Here is a 24644-nt window from a genome sequence, read left to right as displayed (position 1 = left end):
GCGAGTGTGCTCGCAGGGCCGATTGTCAGTGGCGGGATCTACCTTCGATGGCATGACTCAGCAGGGGGTGCGCTGGAGCGCGGATCAGGTGCTGGCGCTGGCGCCTGACGCCGCGTCACGCAAAGCGGGCAGCAAACTCGGCGCGGCGGGGCCGTGGTCCGAGGCGGGGAGTTCCGACGAGGGGACGGTGTGGGGGCAGTGCAAGGGCAGTGGCAGCAAGCCGTATCAGACGGTCGTGGACATCGCGGATGCGGCGGGCCCCGCGTACAAGTGCAGTTGCCCGAGCCGCAAGTTCCCGTGCAAGCACGCGCTCGGGCTGCTGCTGCTCTGGGCGGGCGGGGACGGCGCGGTGCCGTCGGGGCAGGCGCCGGACTGGGCGGAGCAGTGGATAGAGGGGAGAAGGCAGCGCGCCGGGCAGAAGCGGACGGCGGGGGCGTCAGGATCACCGTCCGGGTCCGGTGATCCGGAGGCTGCGCGGCGCCGGGCGGAGCGCAGGGCCGAGCGGATCACCGCGGGTGCGACCGAGTTGGAGCAGCGCCTGGCGGATCTGCTGCGCGGCGGCCTGGCGAGCGCGGAGCAGGCGGGATACGGGCTGTGGGAGGAGACTGCGGCCCGCATGGTCGACGCCCAGGCCCCTGGGCTGGCCGCGCGGGTGCGGGAGTTGGGGGCGATCTCCTCGTCCGGGCCGGGCTGGCCGGTACGTCTGCTGGAGGAGTGTGCGTTGCTCCATCTCCTCGACCAGGGCTGGCTGCATCGCGACCAGCTCCCGGACGGCCTGGCGGCCACGGTCCGCTCCCGGATCGGTCTGCCCGGCACGGCGGACGGCCCGCCGCTGCGCGACCGCTGGCTGGTCCTCGCGCAGTACGACACGTCGGACGCACGCCTGACGACCCGCAGGATCTGGCTGCACGGCACGGACTCGGACCGCACCGCACTGCTCCTTTCCTACGGCGCCGCGGGCCGCGCCCCGGAGTTGGCGCTGCCCGTCGGGCTGACCCTGGACGCCGAGGTGTCCGCCTATCCGGGTGCCGGGCAACTGCGGGCGGCCCTGGGCGAGCAGTTCGCACCACCGGCCCCGTCGGTGACACGGCCGCCGGGAGTGACGACCGCCCAGGCGGCCGCCCGCTACGGCGAGGCACTGCGGAACGACCCCTGGCTGGACTCCGTCCCGGTCACGCTGGACCGGGTCATACCGATCCCGGACGGCGACTCCTGGCAGCTGGCGGACGCCGACGCGGACGCGGCGCTGCCACTGACTTCCACTGCCCGTACCCGCCCCGGCCTGTGGCGCCTGGTGGCCCTCTCGGGCGGCGCCCCGGTCAAGGTCTTCGGGGAGTGCGGCCACCGCGGCTTCACGCCGCTGACGGCGTGGCCGGAGGGGGCGGGAGAGGCGGTGCGGCTGTGCTGACCCACCAGTCCGGCGACCGTCGTACGACGCCCGCAGAGGACTGGCCCTCACGGAAAGGAACCGCATGAACAGGACGTCCACGCCGGTGGATGCGCCCGCCTCGGGCGCCTGGGAGGAACTCGTCACGGCGGCACTGCTCGGGACGGAGCGGCGCACCCCACCGGGCACAGCGCCGGGGCGGGATGCGCCGGTGGCGCTGCTGGACGCGGCGGCCGCGGAGACCGTGAGGCGGCGGGCCGGGCTCAGGGCGGCGCGGGCGGCCGGCCGGCCGGAGCCCGCTGCCGAGGACCCGCGGCCCGTGCTGCCCCCCGCGGCGGCCCGCAGGCTCGCGCTGCTGCTCGCCGACCGGCCGGGCACGGGCGGTGGCGGCCGCAGGGGTACGGCGCCGGACCTCATGGAGCTGCTGCCGCAGTGGCTCGCGGCGGCGAACGCCCGGGGATTCGCGGCACCCCCTCAGGCGCTGCCCGCCCTGCTGGACGCGGCCCGGGGGCGTACGGATCTGCGGCCGGCGGCGCTGGCGTTCGCAGGGCCGCGCGCTGTCTGGCTCGCCCGGCTGAACCCCGACTGGCGGTTCGCCCTGCGTGCGACCCCGGGCGGAGGCGCCGCCCTGCCCCACCCCGAGGACACGGAGCAGACCCGGCGCCTGTGGGAGGAAGGCCTGTTCGCCGAGCGGGTCGCGCTCCTGTCCGCCATACGCGCCCGCGAGCCCGCCGCCGCCCGCGAACTGCTCAGTACAACCTGGTCGACGGAGCGAGCCGAGGACCGCCTGATGTTCCTCGACTCGCTGCGCACGGGACTCGGCGCCGAGGACGAGCCCTTCCTGGAACAGGCACTGGCCGACCGCAGTCGCAACGTGCGGGCGACGGCAGCCGAGTTGCTCTCCGCACTGCCGGGTTCGGCGCTCGCCGCGCGCATGGCCCTCAGAGCCGCGGCGTGCGTGGCCGTCGACCACACGGGCGACTCACCGATGATCAGCGTCGAGGCTCCGCACGAGTGCGACGCGAGCATGGAGCGCGACGGTGTCGTGGCCAAGGCTCCGGCGGGGCGGGGGGAACGGTCGTGGTGGTTCGGCCAGTTGGTGGAGGCGACACCGCTCGGGACATGGTCCGGGCGGCTGGGTGGGCGTACGCCAGGGCAGATCGTGGCGCTGCCGGTGACGGACGACTGGCAGAGCGAACTGCATGCGGCCTGGTGCCGGGCCGCCGTGCGGCAGCGGGACCCCGAGTGGGCCCGGGCGCTCCTCGGAACCCCGTCCGCGCCCGAGGCCGGCGGTCCGGGCGCGGTGTCGCTGGCCGAACGGGCCAAGCTGCTCGGCACGCTGAGCGCCGCCGAACGGGCCGACTGGGTGGCCGGGTTCATCGCGGCACATGGCCTGTCCGAGGCGTTTCAGCTGCTCGGGGTGTGCTCGGTGCCGTGGTCCGCGCCGCTCGGACGGGCGGTGGTGGACGCGCTCAACATCGCGCGGGACGCCGGGAGTTATCCATGGAGCTTCAGCGGAGTGATGGGCCTGGCCGAACGCTGCCTCGACCCTTCCGAGGCAAGCCGCCTCGACGGCCTGCTGGCGATACCCGACGAGACGGAGGACGCGTCACCGGGGGCGGGCGGCTACTGGGCGGAGGCATTCCAGCGCCTGGTGACGACCTTGCGGTTGCGGGCGGCGATGGCGGAGGAGCTGGACGCGGCGTAGGCCTGTCCTGCGGCCCGCAGCACTCTTCAGGGCCGGTCGGCTACTCCCAGCCCGTCGTGGGGGTCCCCCCGCTCGAGCGCAGCCGAGCGTGGGGGAGTTTGAGGACAAGGCCGTTCAGGCCGAAACGGGGGTCTGGGAGCAGAGCCCCCAGGACCGGTCACCCCAGCCGACTCGCACCGGACAACGCCCGCCCCGCCGGAGGCCTACGCTCCGGCAGGCTGACGGACATTCGCCCGCACCCAGTCCACGATCGACTGCGTCGTGGCCCCTGGCGTGAAGATCTCCGCGACGCCCTGCTCCTTCAGCGGAGCGATGTCCGCCTCGGGGATGATCCCACCGCCGAAGACCAGAATGTCCTCGGCGTCCCGCTCCTTGAGCAGCTTGATCACCGCGGCGAAGAGCGTGTTGTGGGCACCGGAGAGGATCGACAGCCCGATCGCGTCGGCGTCCTCCTGGATCGCGGTGTCGACGATCTGCTCGGGGGTCTGGTGAAGGCCGGTGTAGATGACCTCCATACCGGCATCGCGCAACGCACGCGCGATCACCTTGGCCCCGCGATCGTGGCCGTCGAGCCCCGGCTTGGCCACCACCACGCGGATCGGACCGGCTGCCACACCCATCACTGCCTCCATGAAGCGACTGCATCCATCCCTACCGACAAGTACTGGGTACCCGAACCGGCCGGGGAAGTGAACGAACGTTATCGCCAGCATCCCGCAACCCGCAGTTTCGCGGTGAAGAGCGAGGGGGAAATCACACGATGGGACACGTTCACCGCGCACCGTTCCGGCGGGAACACGCGCAACGGGAGCCGCAAAGAGGTCGCCGCACCACCGCGCCGCAGGCCGCGCGCCGTGGCGATGCGGCGTGTCGACGATGCCGTGAAGGGCCGTCGACCGCCTTCCTCGCGGCCTTCCACGAGGGCACACGGGGGACAGAGGCGTCCTCCTGCGTGCCGACAGGAGGTCGGCCATGAAGGTCACGAGGGCAGCGCTGCCCTTTCTCCCGCTCTGCCAGCGGCTGCTGCCGAGCAGACTGGCGGGACTCTCACTGGCCCTGCTGAAGGCGACCGCCCTGGAACTCGCGATCCTCGCGGGCCACCTCCTCCTCTATCCCTCCGGTGTCACACAGGAACGCCGAGGACCATCGGCCCCGCTCCCGTCGTCGGACGGCGCCGCACAGCTGCCGACCGGGACCAAACCCCCGGTCGTCCTCCTGCACGGCTTCATCGACAACCGCTCGGTCTTCGTGCTGCTGCGCCGCAGCCTCGCCCAGCACGGCAGGCAGCAGGTCGAGTCGCTCAACTACTCACCGCTGACCTGTGACATCCGCACCGCGGCCGAGCTGCTGAGCCGGCACATAGAAGAAATCTGCGAGCGCACGGGCAGCAGGCAGGTCGACGTCGTCGGGCACAGCCTCGGCGGGCTGATAGCGCGGTACTACGTGCAGCGGCTGGGCGGTGACATCCGCGTCCGCACGCTGGTGACGCTCGGCACCCCGCACTCCGGCACCCGGGTGGTGCCGCTGGCGAACGCGCATCCGATCGTCCGCCAGATGCGCCCCGGCTCGGAGCTGCTCGAGGAGCTGACCCGGCCCGCGCCGGGCTGCCGTACGCACTTCGTGAGTTTCTGGAGCGATCTCGATCACCTGATGGACCCGCTGGAGACCGCCTGTATCGACCACCCCGACCTGATGGTGCAGAACGTGCGCGTCAGCGGAATCGGACATCTCGCCCTGCCCGTGCACCCCGCCGTCGCGACCGGGATACGCCAGGCCCTCGACGCCGAGCGGACAGGAGCTGAAGCCGCCGCGCACGCCGGCGGCCTGACAGTGGCCTGACCCCATCCCTTACAGCCACGTCCGGTACAGCCGCCTCCCACACAGCCTGCCTACAGCCCTGGGACAGCACCCGTACGGCTATGCGACAGCCATTTGGCCTCGAACATCCTTCGAACACAGGGCCAAAGCCGTGCCCGCCGTCCCCCGAAACACGGCCGATTGCCCGTTTCCTGCGGGCACGAAACCTGTTGAAGATTGTCGAGCCCGCGTACCGCCGGGTACAGTCACCGCACTGCTCTGGCAGCCCCTGTTGTCGAGGCGAAAGAGAAGTTGGTGAACGACCGTCACCCGTCGGGGACCATGACCCCGGCTCCGGCTTCCGACGCCGCCTCGGCGCACTATGCGTCGTACGGCACGCAGGAAGCCCAGTACGGCGACTTCACCACGTACGGTGGCTACGACTCCAACGGTTTTGCAACCGGCAGCCACCCCACCGCGACCTTCGCCGCAGACCCCCTGTTCGGCAGCCTCCCGGGCGAGAGCAGTGGTTCGTACGACTCCGGCCAGTGGGCCACGGGCGGCCAGCAGACCTTGAACTACGACGCGTACGCGGCACAGCACCATGCCGCCTACGACACCGGCGTGTACGACACGAGCGTCTGGACCACCGGGTACCAGCCGCTTGCCGTCATCCCGTCGCAGGCCACCGGTCACGACGTCTCAGGTCAGTGGGATGCGAACGCCTGGCTGCAGCCCGACCATTCGGGCAGCCACGCCGACCAGACCCAGCAGTGGGAATGGGGCACCCAGGCCTTCGACACCGGCGCGTACGACGCCACGCAGTGGAACTCCGAGGGCCCTGAGGGCGGCGACACCGCCGCGACCACCGGACCCGCCGACGACTACGAGCAGCGGGCCGAGCACGGTTCGTACGACGAATCCTTCCCGGACGGCGGCCAGTCGAACGCCACGGGGGAGCTGCCCTCGGTCGCCCCGCTCCTCGACGAGCAGGAAGAGGCCACGCCGGCTCCGGCCTCGCGCGCGGGCTCCCGCAGCGGGGCCCGTTCCCGCCGTCGCGCGCCCGCCAAGCGGTCCGCGCTGCTGACCATCGCCGTGCCCTCCGCGTGTGTGGTGGGCGTGGCCGGTATCGCCGCCGCCTCCGTGGGCACCTTCAGCGGCGACCAGGGCACCTCGACGACCGCGTCTGACGCACATGCGGTGAAACCATCCGCCGCCAACAACAAGCTGGACACCCAGCTCCGGAGCCTCTCCGCCGGAGCCGACGACTTCGCCGACCGGGCCAGCCGTACGCAGGAGCGCATCGACCTCAAGGCCCAGCAGGAGGCCGAGAAGAAGAAGGCGGCAGCGGAGGCGGCCCGCAAGGAGCGGCTGCGCCCGAAGTACGTCCTTCCGGTCACCCAGAAGGGGCTCAGCGCCTACTTCGGCCAGGCCGGCATCAACTGGATGTCCGTGCACACCGGCATCGACTTCCCGGTCTCGTACGGCACGACGGTGATGGCCGCGACCGACGGCACCGTCCGCACGCAGTGGAACAGCGCGTACGGGAACATGATGATAGTGACCGCGAAGGACGGCACGGAGACGTGGTACTGCCACCTCTCCAGCTATCGCGTCGCCTCCGGTACGACGGTCAAGGCCGGCGACCCGATCGCCTACTCCGGGAACTCCGGCAACTCGACCGGTCCGCACCTGCACTTCGAGGTCCGCCCGGGCGGGGGGTCGGCGATCGACCCGCTGCCGTGGCTGCGGAGTCACGGGCTGGACCCGACGTAGGAGAGCTGGGGGCTGCCCCCCAGACCCTCCTTTCGGCCTGAACGGCCTCGTCCTCGACCTCCCCCACTCTCGGCTTCGCTCAAGCGGGGGGACCCCCACGACGGGCGGTGGGGCACCGGCAGTTACAGCTTCTCGACCGGTGCGTACCGCAGCAGCAGGCGCTTCGGCTTGGTGTCGCCGAAGTCGATCGTCGCCTCGGCGTTGCCGCCCGTGCCCTTCACGGCCACGACCGTGCCGAGCCCGAACTGGTCGTGCGTGACCCGGTCGCCCACGGCCAGCGAGACCACCGGCTTCTCGGAGGCCCGGCTCGTGGCGAAACCGGACGCTCCCGATGCCGACGAGCGCGAGCGGGAGGACGACAAGGAGGCGGCCAGGCCCGACGCCGGGCCGGAGGAGACCGGGGCGGCGGCGCCCGTGCGCTTCCAGTCGACGTGCTGCGCCGGGATCTCCTCCAGGAACCGGGAGGGCGGGTTGTACGACGGCTGCCCCCACGCGCTGCGCAGCGACGACCGCGTCAGATACAGCCGCTCACGCGCGCGCGTGATGCCGACGTACGCGAGCCGGCGCTCCTCCTCCAGCTCCTTGGTCTGGCCGAGGGCGCGCATGTGCGGGAAGACGCCGTCCTCCATGCCGGTGAGGAAGACCACCGGGAACTCGAGGCCCTTGGCGGTGTGCAGGGTCATCAGGGTGATGACTCCGGAGCCGTCCTCCTCCTCGTCGGGGATCTGGTCGGAGTCGGCGACCAGCGCGACGCGCTCCAGGAAGTCGGCGAGAGAGCCTGACTCCTCACCCTCACCCGACTCCTGCTCGAACTCCAGGGCCACGGCGGCGAGTTCCTGGAGGTTCTCGATGCGGGTCTCGTCCTGCGGGTCGGTGGAGGCCTGCAACTCGGCGAGGTAGCCGGTGCGTTCGAGGATCGCCTCCAGGACGGTCGCCGGGCCCGCCCCGGACTCGACGATCGTCCGGAGGTCCTCCATCAGCGTGTTGAACCGCTTGACGGCGTTGGCCGACCGCGCGGCCATGCCGTATGCCTCGTCGACGCGGCGCAGCGCCTGCGGGAAGCTGATCTTCTCCCGCTGGGCGAGGGCGTCGATCATCGCCTCCGCGCGGTCGCCGATGCCGCGCTTGGGCACGTTGAGGATGCGGCGCAGCGGCACCGAGTCCTCGGGGTTGGCCAGCACTCGCAGATAGGCGAGGACGTCCCGGACCTCCTTGCGCTCGTAGAAGCGGACACCGCCGACGACCTTGTAGGGCAGGCCGACGCGGATGAAGACCTCTTCGAAGACACGGGACTGGGCGTTGGTGCGGTAGAAGACGGCGACGTCTCCGGCCTTCGTCTCGCCGGCGTCCGTGAGACGGTCTATCTCGTCGGCGACGAACTGGGCCTCGTCGTGCTCCGTGTCGGCGACGTAGCCGGTGATGCGGGCGCCCGCGCCCGCGTTCGTCCACAGGTTCTTGGGGCGGCGGGACTCGTTGCGCTCGATGACCGCGTTGGCCGCGGAGAGGATCGTCTGGGTGGAGCGGTAGTTCTGCTCCAGCAGGATCGTCGTCGCGTCCGGGTAGTCCTCCTCGAACTGGAGGATGTTGCGGATCGTCGCACCGCGGAAGGCGTAGATCGACTGATCGGCGTCGCCCACGACGCAGAGTTCGGCGGGCTGGAGGTCGTACTCGTTCGGCGGTACGTCCTCATCGTGCGTGCCGGTGCCGACGAGTTCCCGCACGAGCGCGTACTGGGCGTGGTTGGTGTCCTGGTACTCGTCGACCAGGACGTGCCGGAAGCGGCGGCGGTAGTGCTCGGCGACGTCCGGGAAGGCGCGCAGCAGGTTGACCGTCGTCATGATCAGGTCGTCGAAGTCGAGGGCGTTCGCCTCGCGCAGCCTTGACTGGTACATGGCGTAGGCCTGGGCGAGGGTCTTCTCGAAGCCGTCGGCGGCCTGGGCGGCGAAGTCCTCCTCGTCGATCAGCTCGTTCTTCAGGTTCGAGATCTTGGCGCTGAAGGACTTCGGCGGGTAGCGCTTGGGGTCGAGGTCCAGGTCGCGGCAGACCAGGGCCATCAGGCGCTTGCTGTCGGCCGCGTCGTAGATCGAGAAGGAGGAGGTGAAACCGAGCTTCTTGGACTCCCTGCGCAGGATGCGCACGCACGCGCTGTGGAAGGTCATCACCCACATCGCGTTCGCGCGCGGGCCGACGAGCTGCTCGACGCGCTCCTTCATCTCACCCGCGGCCTTGTTGGTGAAGGTGATCGCGAGGACCTGGCCCGGATGCACGTTCCGCTCGCCCAGGAGGTAGGCGATGCGGTGGGTGAGCACGCGGGTCTTGCCGGAGCCGGCACCGGCCACGATGAGCAGGGGGGTGCCGGAGTGGACGACGGCCGCGCGCTGGTTCTCGTTCAGCCCGTCCAGGAGCGCGGCCGGGTCGACCGCCGGGCGGGGGGCGCCGTCGCGGTAGTAGGCCTCCCGGTCCGGTGGCACGTCGAACTTCCCGCCGAACAGATCGTCCGGAACCGGCTCCGGTACGTGATCGTCCTCGGGCGGCGGCGGAGGTTCCTCCTCGTGCCCGCGGGGGGCCTGGAGGTTCGCCAGGAAGCTGTCGTCAAAGAGGCTGCTCATCGCTCTCCGAGTCTAGGGTGCCCCACTGACAGCCCGCCGCCGCCCTGAGAACATCGCCGGAATCCGCGGGCTCCCCGGGGTGCCGCGGCCGCAGAATCCCTGATTCCTCCAGAGCCGACCACTGGCGCCCTCTCGCCCTCCAGAACCGCACCGTCACGGTCCGTAATCGACCAGGGACATGGATCATGCCGCCCCGTAGGCGGACGGCGACTTCCAGGCTGGAAGCAATCCGCCGGAAGCGGGTCGAAGACTACGACTCCGATCAAAACATGCCCAGCCTCCACAGAGGGTTCCGGATTGGCGACCGTACCCGGCCCCCTGACCGAAGGTCACGAAAATGTATCGGGCATATCGAACATCAACCTTCACAGGGGCCACACGAGTTGGCTACCGTTCCGGCAGGCCGCACGACCCCCACCGGCGAACGTCGCCGGGCCGCGCGGCCTCCGCCGAGTCCGGAGCGCCGCCGCGCATCCGGAGCCGGGGACCCACACCGACCTTGGGGTGAATCGGTCCTCCTCCCTTTCGGGGCACGGACCGTAGGGCAACCCTTCCGAACCACCCGCCCGAACCCGACAGCTAACCCGGTAGGCGGAACATGGAAGGAGTCGCCTCCCTTGGCGTCGCACCGCAAGTCGCGCCCCGCGGGTACGCGCGTAGCAGGCATACGCACCCCCGCCCTCGCCACGGCCGCCCTCACCTCGGTGGCCCTGCTGTCCCAGTCGGCGAACGCCGCCCCCGCCGCCGACGGCAACCCCAGCCTCGAAGAGGTCGAGAAGAAGGTCGACGACCTCTACCGCCAGGCGGAGTCGGCCACCGAGAAGTACAACGCGGCCAAAGAGAAGACCACGAAGCAGCGCAAGAACGTCGACACCCTCCTCGACGACGTCGCCAAGCGCACGCAGAAGCTCAACGAGGAGCGGGACCAGCTCGGTTCCTTCGCCGCGGCCCAGTACCGGACCGGAGCCGCCGCACCCGACACGGCGACCTTCCTGCTCGCGGACTCCCCGCAGGACTACTTCGACCAGACGCAGTTGATGAGTCGGCTGACCTCTCGTCAGAAGAGCGCGGTCGACGAGTACTTCACCGAGCAGTCCGCGACGATGAAGAAGCGCCAGGAGGCCTCCAGGAGCCTCGAGACGCTCACCGCGACACAGCACGACCTGCAGACCGCCAAGTCCACGGTGCAGAAGAAGCTCTCCGACGCGCGCGAGCTGCTGTCGAAGCTGACCGCCGAGGAGAAGGCGCGGCTCGCGGCGATCCAGAAGCAGAAGGAGGAAGAGGCCGCCCGCAAGGCCGCGGAGCTGGCGAAGCAGCAGGCGGCGGCGGAGAAGGCCAAGGAAGAGGCCGCGGCCCAGGACAGCGGCTCCTCCGGCTCGGGATCCACCTCCACCAGCGACTCCTCGTACGCCACCAAGGCCGAGAAGGCGCTGGCCTTCGCCCGCGCGCAGATCGGCAAGCCGTACGTCTGGGGCGCCACCGGCCCCGAGTCCTACGACTGCTCCGGCCTCACCCAGGCCGCCTGGAAGGCCGCCGGCGTCGACCTCCCCCGTACCACCTACGACCAGGTCAACGCCGGCACCACGGTCTCCCTGACCGACGCGCAGCCCGGCGACCTGATCTTCTTCTACGACGACATCAGCCACGTCGGCATCTACATCGGCAACGGCATGATGATCCACGCCCCCAAGCCCGGCGCATACGTGCGCGAGGAGTCGATCTACTACGGCGGCGAATCGATCATCCACAGTGTGGTGCGGCCTGCCTGAGGCACCGCAGGGCAGGGCACGCGCGCGTGCGGGGCAGTTTGTGACGCACGCGCGCGTGGCCGCGCTCAACCCGCGACGCACTCCTTGGCATGGCCCCATGTCAGGCCCCGCCTCTCTCCGCTCCTGCTGGGCGCAGCGTTCGCCTGCGGCCGGGGCCGCTGTGACGGCGAGCGCGCAGCCGTAGAGGACGAGCCCGAGCCGGAGCAGCGCGAGCGCCGCGTGCGCGAGCCATGCCGTCGCCTCCGCCCCGGCGAGCGTGGCGCCGAGCACCGCGAGCCCCCTGTGTGGCCACGCAAGCACAGGAACACCGCGCCAGGCCGGCAGCAGCGGCCACGGCACGGCCGCCGGCGCGAGCAGGGCCGCGGCGAGGGTCTGCCGTCCGAGGGCGGAGAACCGGGTCCCGAGGACGGCGGTCGCCGCGACGGCGGTCAGCGCTCCCGGCGCCCCCGCCTCCGCCCGCCACCTCTCCGGCTCCCGCACCAGACGGACACCGACGCCTGCCGCAAGCGCCACCCGGGCGACACGGGCCAGGCCCAGGACGACCCTCGACAGCACCTCGTACCCGTCAGGTGCAGCCCGACCGACACAATGACGGTCGCCGGATCGAAGCTCGTCCCGGCGGACAGCGCGCGCCTGTATCTGTGGAACGGCGACGAGTGCGGTGTCCTGCGCGCCGTCACCGTGGCACTGCTCGTGCTCGACCCGGCCTGGTACGCCGTACTGCTCGTCGCCGAGGCGGTCAGGCCGCGGCGCGGCTACGACGTGTGGCGCCGCGCGATCGTTTTCCCGCTGGGGATGACGGCGGCAGCCGTGCTGTCCGTCGCCGCGGGAGCCGTCGTCGCGGCCCGTGCCGGCATCAGGTCCACAGCACCGCGATGAAGATGTTCGCCGTGGTGAGCAGGCCCACCAGCCCGAACAGGCTCTTGTCGATCTTCTCGTCCTCCCGCTTCACATAGACCAGGCCGAGGATCACGATCAGCAGGGCCAGCTTCACGCCGATCTTGACGGTGTTGACGTGATGGTCGTCGGCCTGGTTGAGGCCGACCAGAATCGCGCCGGTGACCAGCATCGTCAGCGCGCCGTGCAGCATCGCCGGGACGAAGCGGGCCTCGCCGCGGCCCATCGCCTTCATCTGGGTGAAGAAGCCGCCGAGGAGCGCGGCGATGCCGATGATGTGCAGGCCGACGAAGAGATGGATGAGTACGTCCATGAGGCCGGAGCTTAAACAGGGGCGCGCGGGGCGCCGGACACCGCCCCGGCCTTCATCGGTGGATCTTGCATATATGCGGCCCATAGCACTCCGCCACCCGCTCGTGTCCCGGAACCACCACATCGGTCAGCGCACTGCGTGAAGTCGACGGCGCGAGTCCTGGATCACGGCCGCATACGGTCAGCCGGCGATCCGCCGAGGGCACTTCCGCACATCGCGTTACCGAGCCGGCACGGACAGGTTTAGCGTCCTCCACCAGGTGACCGGCTCCCCACCGCCGCCCGGGCCAGGGGCGGCAGTCGGCCACCACCGCCGAGAAGGTCCGGCGGCGGCCCGCTCCCCCTGTGCGGGCCGCCGCCGGACGCGTAAGCCGCCCCGGAACGGGCGGTCGTACGAAAGGACGGGCAGTCCACGTGGCAGCGCACCGCAGGCCAAGCCGGCGCTCGCTCAACGGCGGTCCGGCCCGGACGGCGTTCACGATCGCCGTGGCGGGCGCGGCGACCGCGACGGGCTTCGACGGGACCGGGCACGCCGAGCCGGATCTGACGCCGACGCAGGTCAAGGCGGAGGTGGACAGGCTGTACCAGGAGGCGGAGGCCGCCACCGAGAAGTACGACGGGGCGAAGGAGCAGGCGGACGCAGCCGAGCGGCGGCTGTCGACGCTGCGGGACGAGGCGGCGCGCAAGGCGGACCGGCTCAACTCGGCGCGGGACGAGCTGGGTTCCATCGCCGCGGCGCAGTACCGGGACGGCGGTCTCGACCCGGCACTGCAACTCGCGCTGTCGGACGACCCCGACCACTATCTCGAGGGTGCCGAGTTCGTCGACCGGGCGGGCACCCGGCAGGCGGCGGCCATGGCGGACGTACGCGAACAGCTGCGGGAGATCGAGCAGTTGCGCGGGGCCGCCCGCATCGAGCTGGCCGGACTCAGGTCGCGGCAGGCGGAGCTGAAGCGGGACGAGAAGACGATCACCGGGAAGCTGGATGCGGCGCGGCGGCTGGTGTCCCGGCTGTCGGCCGCCGAGCGCGCTCGGCTCGGGGACGGCGCCGACCGCGCCTCACGGTCCGGCGCGGGCACCCGGGACGGCCTCGTGTCTCTCGGCTCCGCGACCGCCGAGGCGCCCGACTCCCGCGCGGCGGCGGCCCTCTCGTATGCGTACTCCAAGCTGGGCAGCCCCTATGTGTGGGGCGCGACCGGCCCGGACGCCTTCGACTGCTCGGGCCTCGTCCAGGCCGCCTACCGCTCCGCGGGCATCTCCCTGCCCCGCACGACCTACGCCCAGATCGACGCCGGGCGCCGCGTCTCCCGCTCCGAACTGGCACCGGGCGACCTGGTGTTCTTCTACTCCGGCATCAGCCACGTCGGCATCTACATCGGCAACGGGATGATGATCCACGCCCCGAATCCGTCGGAGCCCGTGAAGGTCGCACCGGTCGACGAGATGCCGTTCGCGGGGGCCACGCGGGTGGTGTGAGCTTCGGGCCGACGCCCTCAGACCAGCCGTCGCGCCGTCGCCCACCGCGTCAGCTCGTGCCGGTTGGACAGCTGCAACTTCCGCAGGACCGCAGAGACATGGGACTCGACCGTCTTCACGGAGATGAACAGCTGCTTGGCGATCTCCTTGTACGCATACCCCCGGGCGATCAGCCGCAGCACCTCCCGCTCGCGCTGGGTGAGACGGTCGAGGTCCTCGTCGACCGGCGGGGCGTCGGTGGAGGCGAACGCGTCGAGGACGAAGCCCGCCAGACGCGGGGAGAAGACGGCGTCGCCCTCCTGCACGCGGAAGATGGAGTTGACGAGGTCCGTGCCGGTGATCGTCTTGGTGACGTAGCCGCGCGCGCCGCCCCTGATCACGCCGATCACGTCCTCCGCCGCGTCCGACACGGACAGCGCGAGGAAGCGGACGGGCTGCTCGGTGTCCGCCATCAACGGCGCGCAGCGGCGCAGGACTTCGACGCCACCGCCGCCCGGGAGGTGGACGTCGAGGAGGACCACCTCGGGGCGGGTCGCGGTGATGACCGTGACCGCCTGGTCGACGTCCGCGGCCTCGCCGACGACCTCGACTCCGGTCTGCTCGGTCTGGCCGATCTCGGCCTGGACGCCCGTACGGAACATGCGGTGGTCGTCGACGAGGACCACCCGCACGTGCCGTTCGCCCGCGCCACCGCCGGCCGCCGGCTCCACAGGCTCCGCGTTCGCCTCGGTCGGGTCGCTCATCACGTCTTCTCCGCCCTCTCCATCTCCAGCTCGACCTCCGTGCCGCCGTCCGGCACCGCGCGCAGCCGCGCCGTACCGCCGTTGCGCTCCATGCGGCCGATGATCGATTCTCTGACGCCCATGCGGTCGGCGGGTATCGAGTCCAGGTCGAAGCCGGGGCCGCGGTCCCGGACCGACACGAAGACGGTCCTTCCCTCGACTTCGGCGTAGACCTGTACGGCGCCGCCCTCGCCACCGTACTTGGCGGCGTTCACCATCGCCTCGCGCGCGGCCTGCATCTGCGCGGCGATCCTCTCGTCGAGCGGGCAGTCGCCGACGATGACGACCTCTATGGGGACGCCGTGCTTGTCCTCGACCTCCGCGGCGTTGCGCCGCACCGCCTCGGCCAGGTCGGTGGGTTCGTCGGCCTCGTCCTTGCCGGTGCCCTCGGGCTTGTAGAGCCAGGTGCGCAGGTCGCGCTCCTGGGCGCGGGCGAGGCGGCGCACCTCGTTCGCGTTCTCCGCGTTGCGCTGGATCAGGGTCAGGGTGTGCAGCACGGAGTCGTGGACATGGGCGGCGACCTCGGCGCGCTCCTGCGCGCGGATGCGCATCAGGCGCTCCTCGGAGAGGTCCTGGGTCATACGGACGAGGTAGGGCCCCGCGAGGAGCGTTATCCCGACGAGGACCGCGAGGGCCGCCTGCAGGACGGAACCGAGGTGGGCGGCGGAGCCCTGGAGCACGAAGATGCCGGAGACGCCGGCGGTGACGAGGAGGACACCGCCGGCCGCGCGCAGCAGGGTGAGTGTGCGCCGGCGGCTGCCGACCTCGACCCAGCGGGCCCGGCGGGCGTTGTCCGCCTGGCGCCAGACGAGAGCGACGCCCGCGCCGACGAGGACGGCGGGCCAGAGGTAGGCCTTGGCTGCGCCGCCCACCTTCACATTGCCCACGAAGACCAAGGCCACGACGACCATGAGGAGCAGGGCGACGATCTGGCCCTTGTCCGGCTTGCGGGCGACCAGTCTGCGGCGGCCGTCCGGGGAGGTTTCGGTACTGACCAGCGAAGGGGGCTTCTGGCCGCCGACGCCACCGACGCCGAGCGGCACGAAGAACCAGAACGCGGCGTACAGCAGCGCGCCGAGGCCGTCCGCCATGAACAGGCCGACGAACACCAGCCGCACCCAGATGACCGGCAGCCCGAGATGCCCGGCGAGCCCCCGCGCCACGCCACCGAGCCAGCGTCCGTCGCTGCTGCGGTAGAGCTTGCGCGGCGGCCGCGGTTCGACGAGTGGCGCTGCGACGGCTTCCGGCATGCCATCGATACTCGCAGGGTCGGCGGACAGGGGCATCAGGGTCGACCCCCGAGACACCCCTGATCTTCGAACCCGGGCCCGGTCGAACGGTTCCCGGGAGCCGGCTCAGGGGCGATATCAGGGTCCGGCCAGGGTCGTACCGACTCCCGTCCGAGCGGCTCGCCCGTCACCATGGACACATGACAGATCACGAGCGCGCCGCGACGGGCCCCAAGCCCGGCTCCGGCCCGCGCCTCGCTGCGGGCGCCGGGCCGCAGGATGCCGCGCCCGCCGCGGACGCCGCACCCGCCGCCGGGGCGGGGCCCGGTGCGGGCGCGGGCTCGCGCGCGCACGGGCGGGCGGGCGCGCAGGAGGAGGGGGTTGCGGGCGCGGAGGGCACCGAGGCTCCCCGCAGGTTCCGCCGCGACCGCCGGTACAAGGTGCTCGCCGGGGTCTGTGCCGGGCTCGGGCGGCAGTGCGACATGGATCCGGTGATCTTCCGGATCACGCTCGCGGTGCTCTCCGCGACCGGCGGCATCGGCCTGCTCTTCTACGGCTTCGCCTGGCTCCTCATCCCGTACGAGGACGAGGAGGAGAACGAGGTCCGCAAGCTCCTCACCGGCCGCGTCGACGGCCAGGCGCTGACCGCGGTGATGTTCGCGCTGGTCGGCTGCGGGGTGTTCCTGTCCTTGCTGAAGAACGGCAGTGTGCTGGCCTTCGCCGTCGTCCTCTCCCTGCTCCTCGCGGGTGCCGGGTACTGGTCGCGGCAGCGCGGCGCCCCCGACCCCGACCCGCTGGCCGCGCAGGCCGTCGCCGACGCCCCGCCGGAGGCCCAGGCACCGCCGGTCCCCGCTGCCTACCCCTCCTGGTGGCGCGACCCGATCGTCAAGGACGGCACGCATGTCGGCGGCACCGGCTATCTGTGGGGCCCCCAGGACTCCCGCGACCGTGACATCGCGGCGGCGGTCAACATCAGCCTCGGCACCTCCTGGACCAACCGCGCGAACATCCGCACACCGCGCTCCCCCGCACCCAGACCGCGCGGCCCCCGCTGGATCGGCGGCTGGGTCTTCCTGCTCGCCCTGCTCGCGGGCGGCCTCGGCACCGGGCTGACCTGGCACGACCATGCGCTCGGCACCAGCCTGCAGACCGGGCTTTCCTGCGCGCTCCTGGTCCTCGGCCTGGGCATCGCGGTCAGCGCGTTCCTGGGGCGTACGGGCGCGGGGTCGGTCTTCCTCGCCATCGTCACGGCGGCCCTGCTCGCCGGTTCGGCGGCCCTGCCGAAGGACGTCGGCACCCACTGGATACGCACCACCTGGCAGCCGACCGCGGTGGCCGACGTACGGGAGAAGTACGAGGTCGGCAGCGGGGTCGGCACCCTGGACCTGAGCCGGCTGCACCCGGCCGAGAGGGAGACGGTGAGCACGAGGGCCGATGTCGGCCTGGGCCGGCTGAAGGTGATCGTGCCGAAGGACGTGACCGTGAAGCTGAGCATCGACGTGGGGATGGGCGACATCCAGCTGCCGGGCGACAAGCCGGGAGACGTGGACGTGGAGCCGGGCAAGCACAAGGAAGTGACCCTGTCGCCGGTCTCGGGCGGCAAGAACACCGGCACGCTCGACCTCGAGCTCCAAGTCGGTCTCGGACAGGCGGAGGTGAGCCGTGCTGCGTCATGAGTTCCAGCCGGGGAAGCTGGTAGCCGGCGTCTTCCTCATCCTCGCGGGCACCCTCTACGCCGGTGACGCGGCCGGTCTGTGGGAGACACCGTGGTTCGCGGTGATCCCGGTCGTCACGGGCGGGCTCTGCCTGGCCGGCGTGGTGGGAGCACTGGCCCGGGGCATACGGAGACGCAGGGCGGCGATGTCCGGAAAGGGCACGAGTGAGCCACAGCTGAATGCACCGGGAACCTGACCGGGGCTCCGGGGGCAGCCGCTCCGCGCCCGGAGACACGACCCGGGTCGTGCCATGGGCCTCGCCACCAGTAGCCCCCGCCGACCAGTAACTACCGGTAACCTGCCGCCCTTTGCCTGCGCCGTGCGCGGAGTGCGGCGTCCAGGGAGAACGTGGCGGCGCCCGCGAGGACGAGGGGGAGCCAGGCCATCAGGTAGGCGAGGTCGTTGCCGTAGTAGTACGGGTCGGAGGCCCAGCTCACGGTCAGCCACAGGCTGAGGGAGATCAGCGCTCCGCCGAGCGCTGCCAGGCGCGCGAACAGGCCGATCAGGGTGCCGATGCCGACCGCCAGTTCACCCAGGGCGATGGCGTAGCCGAAGCCCACGGGGTTCTTCAGTGCCATGTCGACCATGGCGGGGATGGCGGAGGAGTCACGGACGTTGCGCATCATCTCGCCGATGGACCCGGAACCGGAGCCCTTCATGAACGCGCTGTTGGTGAGCTTGTCCAGCCCGGCGTAGATGAAGGTGACGCCGAGGAAGACGCGGAGCGGAAGGAGGGCGTGTCGGGTGGCGGAGTCGCGCCAGCTCCGGTCGCCGTCGAGGTACGGGGTGTGCGTTTCGGTGCGCATGCCGTGAGTCATCGCTGTCGCCTCTCGCCCGCGGTGCCGGGACCCCTCACAAGACGATACGTACGTCGAGGACGGTGCGCTCAATGCGTTCGTGCAATGCGTTCGTGCCGATTTCAGCGCCCGTGCCCTGCGTAGGGAGGGGGTGTCCCCTTCAGTCCGTCACGTCAATCGCGTATCTATTCGTCTCTACCCCCGCTGCCGTGACTACTTGCACCTCGACCCTCCCGGGTTCCACCTCCGCCGGCACGGGCACGGTCAGCGCCACGTCCGTCGGGTTGCTGAAACCGCCGGTCACCGGGACGAGGGGCACATGGACGTTCACCGTGCCGATGCGCACCACCATCCGCGTCAGCCGGTCGGCGCCCTGGGCGCCCGGCGGGACGAAGCCCGCGCCGCGGATCTCGATGTCGTCGCCCGTGCGGATCGGGGCGTCGAGGTCACCGGCCTCACGGGCGCGCACCACGGAGAGGATCACCGGGCGGCCGCCCTCCGCGTACTTGCCGGCCACATAGGTCGCCGCCGACACCAGCACCACCACGGCAAGACCCCACGGCAGGTCCGGCAGCTGGTCGGGGCGGCGAGCCAGCCGAACCGCGGCGAACAGGACGGCGACGGTGCTGATCACGACGTACTGGATGTCTGCGAAGGTGCCCCGCCCCGAGTCGTCGGTGAGCAGGTCGGCCGCCCGGGGCCGGTCCGCCCGTACCTTCTGCAGCCGCTGGCCGAGGACCCGCAGCCCCACCACGCGCCGCACCAGCACCGCGATGCCGCACACCACGGCGAGGACGGTGACGACACCGGCGCCGCGGGCGAGTTCGAGCCCCGAGAGCAGGGCGTCGCGCTCCGCGTGGTCGGAGGCGGCGGCGAGACGGCCGGCCAGGAGCAGCACCGCGTAGGCGACGAACAGCACCCAGGCCGCCGCCACCGTGCGGGACGTGGACAGACGGTTGTCCTCACCGAGGACGGGAGCCAGCACACCGCCGCGCGCCCGGTGGAACCAGGACGCGGCGGTCAGCACACCGCCCACGATCACGGCCGCGAGCAGCCCCGCCGTGCGGGCCGTCGTCCAGCCCGCGCCGATGGCCGTGAGCGACTGCACCAGCAGCAACAGCACCACCAGCGCCCACACCGCACACACTGTCCGCCGCCACAGCCGGGCCAGCCAGGCCTCGCCCTCGGCGCGGCCGCGTTCGGCGACGAGTTCCGCGGACTGGGTGAGTTCCTCCGAGACCCATTGGCGGGAGGCCGAGGCCGAGTGCGCCACCGCGGCGGGCAGCCCCTGCCCGGCCGCGAAACCGTCGCGCATCAGCAGGAATTCGGCGACCGCGCGCCGGTGCCCCTCGCGCGCCCCGTGCGGGCAGTCCCCGCAGGTGCAGCCACCGCCGTGCGCACCTCTGCGGGCGCCCGCGTCCGCGCCGCCTCTCGCCTCCTGCACCGCCACGCCCGCCGCCCGCCTTCCCCGCAACCCCTACGACCGGCGGCCCTGTCCGGCAGTCGGCCGCCGCCCCGCAATCACCCGTGTGATGACAGCGAATTGTGCCCTACGCCACGCCGGCCCCGCCCGGCAGGTCTGGTCAGCCCGGGGTGATGTGGGACCACCATGTTGACCCGGCTGCGAGAATTTCCCTATGGCCGAGATCATCCAGCGGGACGGGACCTGGGCCTTCGACGGCGCCACGGTCAGGATCACGCCCGGTCTCCACCGCTCCGTGCCGCTGTTCCGGCAGACGTACGGAGAGGTCGCGGTGCCCCTCGAAGCCGTCGCGGGCGTGGTCTTCGAACCGGAGCGCAAGCGCGGACGGCTGCGGATACGGCTGCGCGAGGGCGCCGACCCGCTGCTCCAGGCGACCGGCGGGCGGCTGCCGGATCCGGCCGACCCGTACCGGCTGGTGGTGGACGTGGACCGGGCCGGGGTCGCCGAGTACGTCGCCGAGGAGATCCGCCGGGCCCTGCTGCTCGACCAGATCCCCAAGGAGCCGACCAAGGCGTATCTGCTGCCGGGGCCGCCCGTCCCGGTCTCGGTGCGTTCCTCCGACGGCACCGTCTCCTTCGACGGCACCCAGGTGCGCATCGACTGGGCCGACACCTCCGACCGGGTGAAGCGGGCGACCGGGCCGCGGATCATCGCCGTCGGGGATCTCGTGCAGGTCGAGTGGCTGCCCAACTCCGGTTACGAGGACGGTTTCCTGCGCTTTGTGACCCGCGAGACGGTGTTCTCCAAACTGCCGCCGGAGAAGGACCCGTACGCCCTGGACCTGTGGGGCAGCGCCCGGCGCGACCTGCTCACCGCGCTCGTCGCCACCGCGATCACCGCGCGGCTGCCGCATCCGTCCACCCGCGACGGCGGCGCGCAGGCGCAGCGACGGGCACCGGTGGCAGCCGTGCCGCCCGCGGCCGACCACCACGACGTACTCCTGCGGCGGCTGCGGGAGCTGGGCGAGCTGCACCGGGAGGGGGTGCTCACGGACGAGGAGTTCGCGATGACCAAGGCGGCCGTACTGCGAGGCTTCTAACTGAGCAGATCCGGCTCGCTGCGGCTGACGTCCTGCCACAGCGGCTGGTAGTTGATCCATGCCACCAGGTCGCCGCCGAGCTGCTCGCGGGTCGCCACGGCTGCCCTGTGCTCGATGAGCAGGGGGCGTCCGGCGGCCTTGGCGGTCAGCTGCACCTGGGCGGAGCGTTCCATGGACAGGAACCACCAGGCCGCCGCGTCCACCGAGTCGCCGACCGTCAGCAGCCCGTGGTTGCGCAGGACGAGCGCCTTGCGGGTGCCGAGCGCGAAGGCGATGCGGCGGCCCTCCTCGGCGTCGACGGCGACGCCGGTGTAGGCGTCGTAGAGGGCGTGGTCCTCGTAGAAGGCGCAGCTCTCCTGGGTGATGGGGTCCAGGAGGTCGCCGAGCGCGGACAGGGCGCGGCCGTGCACCGAGTGGCAGTGGGCGACGGCGACGACATCCGGACGGGCGGCGTGGACCTGGGCGTGGACGGTGAAGGCGGCCTGGTTGACGTGGTAGCGCCCCTCGATCACCTGGCCCTCCGAGTTGGCGAGCACCAGGTCGCTCACGGTGACGTGCTTGAACGGCATCCCGAACGGGTTGACCCAGAAGCAGTCGCTGTACTCGGGGTCACGCGCGGTGATGTGCCCCGAGACTCCGTCCTCGAAGCCGAGCCGCCCGAAGATCCGCAGCGCGCCCGCGAGCCGTTCCTTGCGATGCCGGCGCTCGTCGTCGACCGAGTCGTGCATCGGGGGCATCGCGAACCGCAGCCGGTCGCTGGGAAGGGCGGGCGGCGGGGTGGGCCCGGTCCCGGGGGTCCCGTGCATGTGTTCCTCCAGCACTGGGTTTGTCTACGGGGCGGAAGTTACCGTCGGTCAGCGCAGGAGAACAGGCCCGTTCCGTGAAGAGCTTGCGCAACCGGTGCCCGAGGTCGCTGGTCCTACGGCGAACGGCTCGGATACCCGACAGCAGATGTCGGGTATCGGCGCGAGACTCGGCGTATGGCATCGAACTGGGCGGCGTTCGCCGCCGCCGAACCCGAATTCGCGAAGATCACCGAGGAGCGCTTCGGCGCCTTCACCCACCACGTTCTCGCCACCCTCCGCAAGGACGGCTCGCCGCGCACGACCGGCCTCGAGGTCCGTTTTCTCGGCGGCGAGCTGTGGCTCGGCATGATGCCGGGCTCGCTCAAGGCCCTCGACCTGAACCGCGACCCGCGCTTCGCGCTCCAGGCGAATCCGGGGCCGGGGACCGGAATGGGCGGTGGTGACGTGCGGATCAGCGGGCGGGCGGTCGGCGTCGAGGACGGCGAGGCGAAGGCGGCGTACAGCAAAGAGGTGGAACCGCCGGAGCCGTTCCACCTCTTCCGTACCGAGCTGACCGAGGTCGTGAGGACCTATGTGGAGGACGACAAGTACCTCGTCGTCCAGGTCTGGAAGCCCGGTGAGCCGGTGCGCACGGTCAAGCGCACCTGAGCCCCTTCACCGCAGGGGCCTACTCCCACTCGATGGTGCCCGGCGGCTTCGAGGTCACGTCGAGGACGACCCGGTTGACGTCCGCGACCTCGTTCGTGATCCGCGTCGAGATCTTCGCGAGGACGTCGTACGGCAGACGCGACCAGTCCGCCGTCATGGCGTCCTCGGAGGAGACCGGGCGCAGGACGATCGGGTGGCCGTAGGTCCGGCCGTCGCCCTGGACGCCGACCGAGCGGACGTCCGCGAGCAGGACCACCGGGCACTGCCAGATGTCACGGTCGAGGCCGGCCGCGGTCAGTTCCTCGCGGGCGATGGCGTCGGCCTCGCGCAGTAGGTCGAGACGCTCCTTGGTGACCTCGCCGACGATACGGATACCGAGGCCCGGGCCCGGGAAGGGCTGGCGCTGGACGATCTCTTCCGGGAGCCCGAGCTCCTGGCCGACCATCCGGACCTCGTCCTTGAACAGCTTGCGCAGCGGCTCGATGAGCTGGAACTCGAGGTCCTCGGGGAGGCCGCCGACGTTGTGGTGGGACTTGATGTTGGCGGTGCCGGTGCCGCCGCCGGACTCGACCACGTCCGGGTAGAGGGTGCCCTGCACCAGGAACTCCACCGCCGGGCCCTCGTCCGCGATGATCTCCGCCTGGGCCTGCTCGAAGACGCGGATGAACTCGCGGCCGATGATCTTCCGCTTCTCCTCGGGGTCGGAGACCCCGGCGAGCGCCTTGAGGAAGCGCTCCTGAGCGTCGACGACCTTCAGCTGGACGCCGGTCGCGGCCACGAAGTCCTTCTCGACCTGCTCGGTCTCGCCCTTGCGCATCAGGCCGTGGTCGACGTACACGCAGGTCAGCTGGGAACCGATGGCCTTCTGCACGAGGGCAGCGGCCACGGCGGAGTCGACGCCGCCGGACAGACCGCAGATGGCGCGCTTGTCGCCGACCTGCTCGCGGATGGCGGCGACCTGCTCCTCGATGACGTTCCCGGTGGTCCAGGAGGGGGTCAGGCCCGCGCCCCGGTACAGGAAGTGCTCCAGGACCTGCTGGCCGTGCGTCGAGTGCATCACCTCGGGGTGGTACTGGACGCCGTACAGCTTCTTCTCGTCGTTCTCGAAGGCCGCGACCGGGACGACGTCCGTGGAGGCCGTGACGGTGAAGCCCTCGGGGGCGGCGGAGCAGGCGTCGCCGTGCGACATCCACACCGACTGCTCGTCCGGGGTGCCCTCGAAGAGGGTGGAGCCGGTCTTGGAGACGTGCAGAGGCGTACGGCCGTACTCGCGGGCGCCGGTGTTGTCGACGGTGCCGCCGAGGGTCGTGGCCATCAGCTGGAAGCCGTAGCACATGCCGAAGACGGGGACGCCGGACTCGAAGATCTCGCGGTCGAGGCGCGGGGCGCCCTCCGCGTAGACCGACGAGGGGCCGCCGGAGAGGATGATCGCCGCCGGGTTCTTGGCGAGCATCTGAGCGACCGGCATGGTGCTCGGCACGATCTCGCTGTAGACCCGGGCCTCGCGGACGCGACGGGCGATGAGCTGGGCGTACTGCGCGCCGAAGTCGACGACCAGGACGGTGTCGGGAGCGGCGGCAGCGGGGGTCGCTGATGACACGGGGTGCCTTCCGGCGGTTGGGCGGGGTCTTTGGTTGCCGAGTCTACCGGGGTGGCCGTGTGGTGACCTCGCCGTCTGCTGGGGACTGCGCCCCCGGGCCCCCGCCTCGGCCTGAACGGCCTCGTCCTCAAGCGTCCCCACGACGGGCTGACACGGGTCTCACGATGCGAACCGGGTTGGACCGCATCGCCCGGCCGGGCATACTGGCCCCATGCTCACGCACCCGACCTTCCTCTTTACCTATGGCAACCGGCCCGCCGGCTGCCATGGTCGTGCTGCTTGAGCTACTGACAAGCGACTTCCCAGGCGCCCCGGGCCGACAAGGCCCGGGGCGCCTGTCGTTTTCCGGGTCCTGCCGCTCCGGGGCACCGCATCCCACCCATTGATGAGGAGCCCCCGACATGACCGCCACCGCAGCAGAGAAGAACGTCGCAGAGAAGACCGGCGCCCGTACCACCGAGGCCGCCGGCGTCATCACCGGCGCGCGGGAGCGCATCGACGCGCTCGACGACCGGATCATCGGTCTGATCCAGGAACGGATGGCCGTCTCCGCCGTCATCCAGGAGGCCCGCATCGCCTCCGGCGGGCGGCGCGTGAACCTGTCCCGTGAGATGGAGGTCCTCGGCCACTACAGCGAGGCCCTCGGCAAGCCCGGTACGTCCCTCGCCATGACGCTGCTCGAACTGTGCCGCGGTCGCATCTGAGTTCGCAGTCCCTTTAACCCGTACGGCGCGTGACCGCCCGGCGAATCCCTTCGTTGGTGGTGGTGTCCGTGCCAGCCAGGGGCGGGCCCGAAAGAACCACGCGTGGCTTG

The 24644-nt window shown here is 71.4% G+C and carries 21 protein-coding genes and 1 riboswitch; of the genes, 12 read left to right on the top strand and 9 right to left on the bottom strand.

Annotation, left to right across the window (positions count from 1 at the left end; genetic code table 11):
* Positions 1-52 precede the first annotated feature (52 nt).
* Positions 53-1408: an SWIM zinc finger family protein gene (locus ACFY1U_RS07250; protein ID WP_390693115.1), complete on the top strand. Its 1356-nt coding sequence runs from the start codon at positions 53-55 to the stop codon at positions 1406-1408.
* A gap of 64 nt (positions 1409-1472) precedes the next feature.
* Positions 1473-3095, top strand: a complete 1623-nt coding sequence (locus tag ACFY1U_RS07245; protein WP_390693114.1) for a DUF5691 domain-containing protein — start codon at positions 1473-1475, stop codon at positions 3093-3095.
* A 203-nt stretch (positions 3096-3298) separates the two neighbouring features.
* On the opposite strand, the gene ACFY1U_RS07240 is transcribed toward ACFY1U_RS07245, so the two are convergent.
* Positions 3299-3715 (bottom strand): cobalamin B12-binding domain-containing protein, encoded by a 417-nt coding sequence (locus ACFY1U_RS07240; RefSeq protein ID WP_030930230.1) that lies wholly within the window; start codon positions 3713-3715, stop codon positions 3299-3301.
* Positions 3716-4067: 352 nt separating this feature from the next.
* Between ACFY1U_RS07240 and ACFY1U_RS07235 the strand changes: the two genes are divergently transcribed.
* Entirely contained in the window at positions 4068-4934 is an 867-nt protein-coding gene (locus tag ACFY1U_RS07235) for a lipase family alpha/beta hydrolase (protein WP_390693113.1), read from the top strand.
* Between the two features lie 273 nt (positions 4935-5207).
* On the top strand, positions 5208-6668 hold the full coding sequence (locus ACFY1U_RS07230; RefSeq protein ID WP_390693112.1) for a M23 family metallopeptidase: 1461 nt from the start codon (positions 5208-5210) through the stop codon (positions 6666-6668).
* A 122-nt stretch (positions 6669-6790) separates the two neighbouring features.
* Here ACFY1U_RS07230 and pcrA read toward each other — a convergent pair whose 3' ends face one another.
* Positions 6791-9277 (bottom strand): DNA helicase PcrA, encoded by a 2487-nt coding sequence (pcrA, locus tag ACFY1U_RS07225; protein ID WP_390693111.1) that lies wholly within the window; start codon positions 9275-9277, stop codon positions 6791-6793.
* Positions 9278-9728: 451 nt separating this feature from the next.
* A riboswitch (cyclic di-AMP (ydaO/yuaA leader) is annotated at positions 9729-9886 on the top strand.
* An 8-nt stretch (positions 9887-9894) separates the two neighbouring features.
* On the opposite strand from pcrA, the gene ACFY1U_RS07220 reads away from it, so the two are divergent.
* A complete protein-coding gene (locus tag ACFY1U_RS07220; protein WP_390693110.1) occupies positions 9895-11046 on the top strand; it encodes an NlpC/P60 family protein in 1152 nt (383 codons plus the stop codon).
* A 588-nt stretch (positions 11047-11634) separates the two neighbouring features.
* Positions 11635-11925 (top strand): hypothetical protein, encoded by a 291-nt coding sequence (locus ACFY1U_RS07215; RefSeq protein WP_390693109.1) that lies wholly within the window; start codon positions 11635-11637, stop codon positions 11923-11925.
* Here ACFY1U_RS07215 and ACFY1U_RS07210 read toward each other — a convergent pair.
* Positions 11903-12256, bottom strand: coding sequence for a hypothetical protein (locus tag ACFY1U_RS07210; protein WP_390693108.1), 354 nt, complete (start codon positions 12254-12256; stop codon positions 11903-11905). The genes ACFY1U_RS07215 and ACFY1U_RS07210 overlap by 23 nt on opposite strands.
* Before the next feature lie 413 nt (positions 12257-12669).
* Here ACFY1U_RS07210 and ACFY1U_RS07205 point away from each other — a divergent pair, with 413 nt between their 5' ends.
* A complete protein-coding gene (locus ACFY1U_RS07205; protein ID WP_390693107.1) occupies positions 12670-13731 on the top strand; it encodes an NlpC/P60 family protein in 1062 nt (353 codons plus the stop codon).
* A 17-nt stretch (positions 13732-13748) separates the two neighbouring features.
* On the opposite strand, the gene ACFY1U_RS07200 is transcribed toward ACFY1U_RS07205, so the two are convergent.
* Positions 13749-14474 (bottom strand): LuxR C-terminal-related transcriptional regulator, encoded by a 726-nt coding sequence (locus tag ACFY1U_RS07200; RefSeq protein WP_390693106.1) that lies wholly within the window; start codon positions 14472-14474, stop codon positions 13749-13751.
* Positions 14474-15763 carry a PspC domain-containing protein gene (locus ACFY1U_RS07195; protein WP_390693105.1) on the bottom strand — a complete coding sequence of 430 codons (1290 nt, stop codon included), beginning with the start codon at positions 15761-15763 and terminating at the stop codon, positions 14474-14476. Before ACFY1U_RS07195 ends, ACFY1U_RS07200 begins: the two co-directional genes overlap by 1 nt.
* 179 nt (positions 15764-15942) lie before the next feature.
* Between ACFY1U_RS07195 and ACFY1U_RS07190 the strand changes: the two genes are divergently transcribed.
* Positions 15943-17418: a PspC domain-containing protein gene (locus ACFY1U_RS07190; protein WP_390693104.1), complete on the top strand. Its 1476-nt coding sequence runs from the start codon at positions 15943-15945 to the stop codon at positions 17416-17418.
* Positions 17405-17653, top strand: a complete 249-nt coding sequence (locus ACFY1U_RS07185) for a hypothetical protein (RefSeq protein ID WP_390693103.1) — start codon at positions 17405-17407, stop codon at positions 17651-17653. The genes ACFY1U_RS07190 and ACFY1U_RS07185 overlap by 14 nt, the downstream gene beginning before the upstream one ends.
* A 91-nt stretch (positions 17654-17744) precedes the next feature.
* Here the strand turns inward: ACFY1U_RS07185 and ACFY1U_RS07180 are convergent, their stop codons facing one another.
* Positions 17745-18275 (bottom strand): DoxX family protein, encoded by a 531-nt coding sequence (locus ACFY1U_RS07180; RefSeq protein WP_390693102.1) that lies wholly within the window; start codon positions 18273-18275, stop codon positions 17745-17747.
* Positions 18276-18414: 139 nt separating this feature from the next.
* The gene (locus tag ACFY1U_RS07175; protein ID WP_390693101.1) at positions 18415-19704 is read right to left on the bottom strand and encodes a hypothetical protein; all 1290 of its coding nucleotides are present in this window, start codon (positions 19702-19704) and stop codon (positions 18415-18417) included.
* Between the two features lie 187 nt (positions 19705-19891).
* On the opposite strand from ACFY1U_RS07175, the gene ACFY1U_RS07170 reads away from it, so the two are divergent.
* Positions 19892-20776: a DUF4429 domain-containing protein gene (locus ACFY1U_RS07170; RefSeq protein WP_390693100.1), complete on the top strand. Its 885-nt coding sequence runs from the start codon at positions 19892-19894 to the stop codon at positions 20774-20776.
* Here the strand turns inward: ACFY1U_RS07170 and ACFY1U_RS07165 are convergent.
* Complete coding sequence (locus ACFY1U_RS07165; RefSeq protein ID WP_390693099.1) at positions 20773-21582, bottom strand: class II aldolase/adducin family protein; 810 nt, start codon at positions 21580-21582, stop codon at positions 20773-20775. The two genes, ACFY1U_RS07170 and ACFY1U_RS07165, sit on opposite strands and share 4 nt — an antisense overlap.
* A gap of 174 nt (positions 21583-21756) precedes the next feature.
* Here ACFY1U_RS07165 and ACFY1U_RS07160 point away from each other — a divergent pair, with 174 nt between their 5' ends.
* Positions 21757-22230: a pyridoxamine 5'-phosphate oxidase family protein gene (locus ACFY1U_RS07160; protein WP_390693098.1), complete on the top strand. Its 474-nt coding sequence runs from the start codon at positions 21757-21759 to the stop codon at positions 22228-22230.
* Between the two features lie 19 nt (positions 22231-22249).
* Here ACFY1U_RS07160 and guaA read toward each other — a convergent pair whose 3' ends face one another.
* Entirely contained in the window at positions 22250-23830 is a 1581-nt protein-coding gene (gene guaA / locus ACFY1U_RS07155; RefSeq protein ID WP_365846803.1) for a glutamine-hydrolyzing GMP synthase, read from the bottom strand.
* 401 nt (positions 23831-24231) lie between these two features.
* Here guaA and ACFY1U_RS07150 point away from each other — a divergent pair, with 401 nt between their 5' ends.
* Positions 24232-24534 carry a chorismate mutase gene (locus ACFY1U_RS07150; RefSeq protein ID WP_390693097.1) on the top strand — a complete coding sequence of 101 codons (303 nt, stop codon included), beginning with the start codon at positions 24232-24234 and terminating at the stop codon, positions 24532-24534.
* The last annotated feature ends 110 nt before the right edge of the window (positions 24535-24644 follow it).

The organism is Streptomyces sp. NPDC001351 (genome assembly GCF_042896045.1).
Classification (GTDB): domain Bacteria; phylum Actinomycetota; class Actinomycetes; order Streptomycetales; family Streptomycetaceae; genus Streptomyces.
The sequence above is the reverse complement of the archived record's forward strand: the minus strand, read 5'-3'. Positions and strand labels throughout refer to the sequence as shown.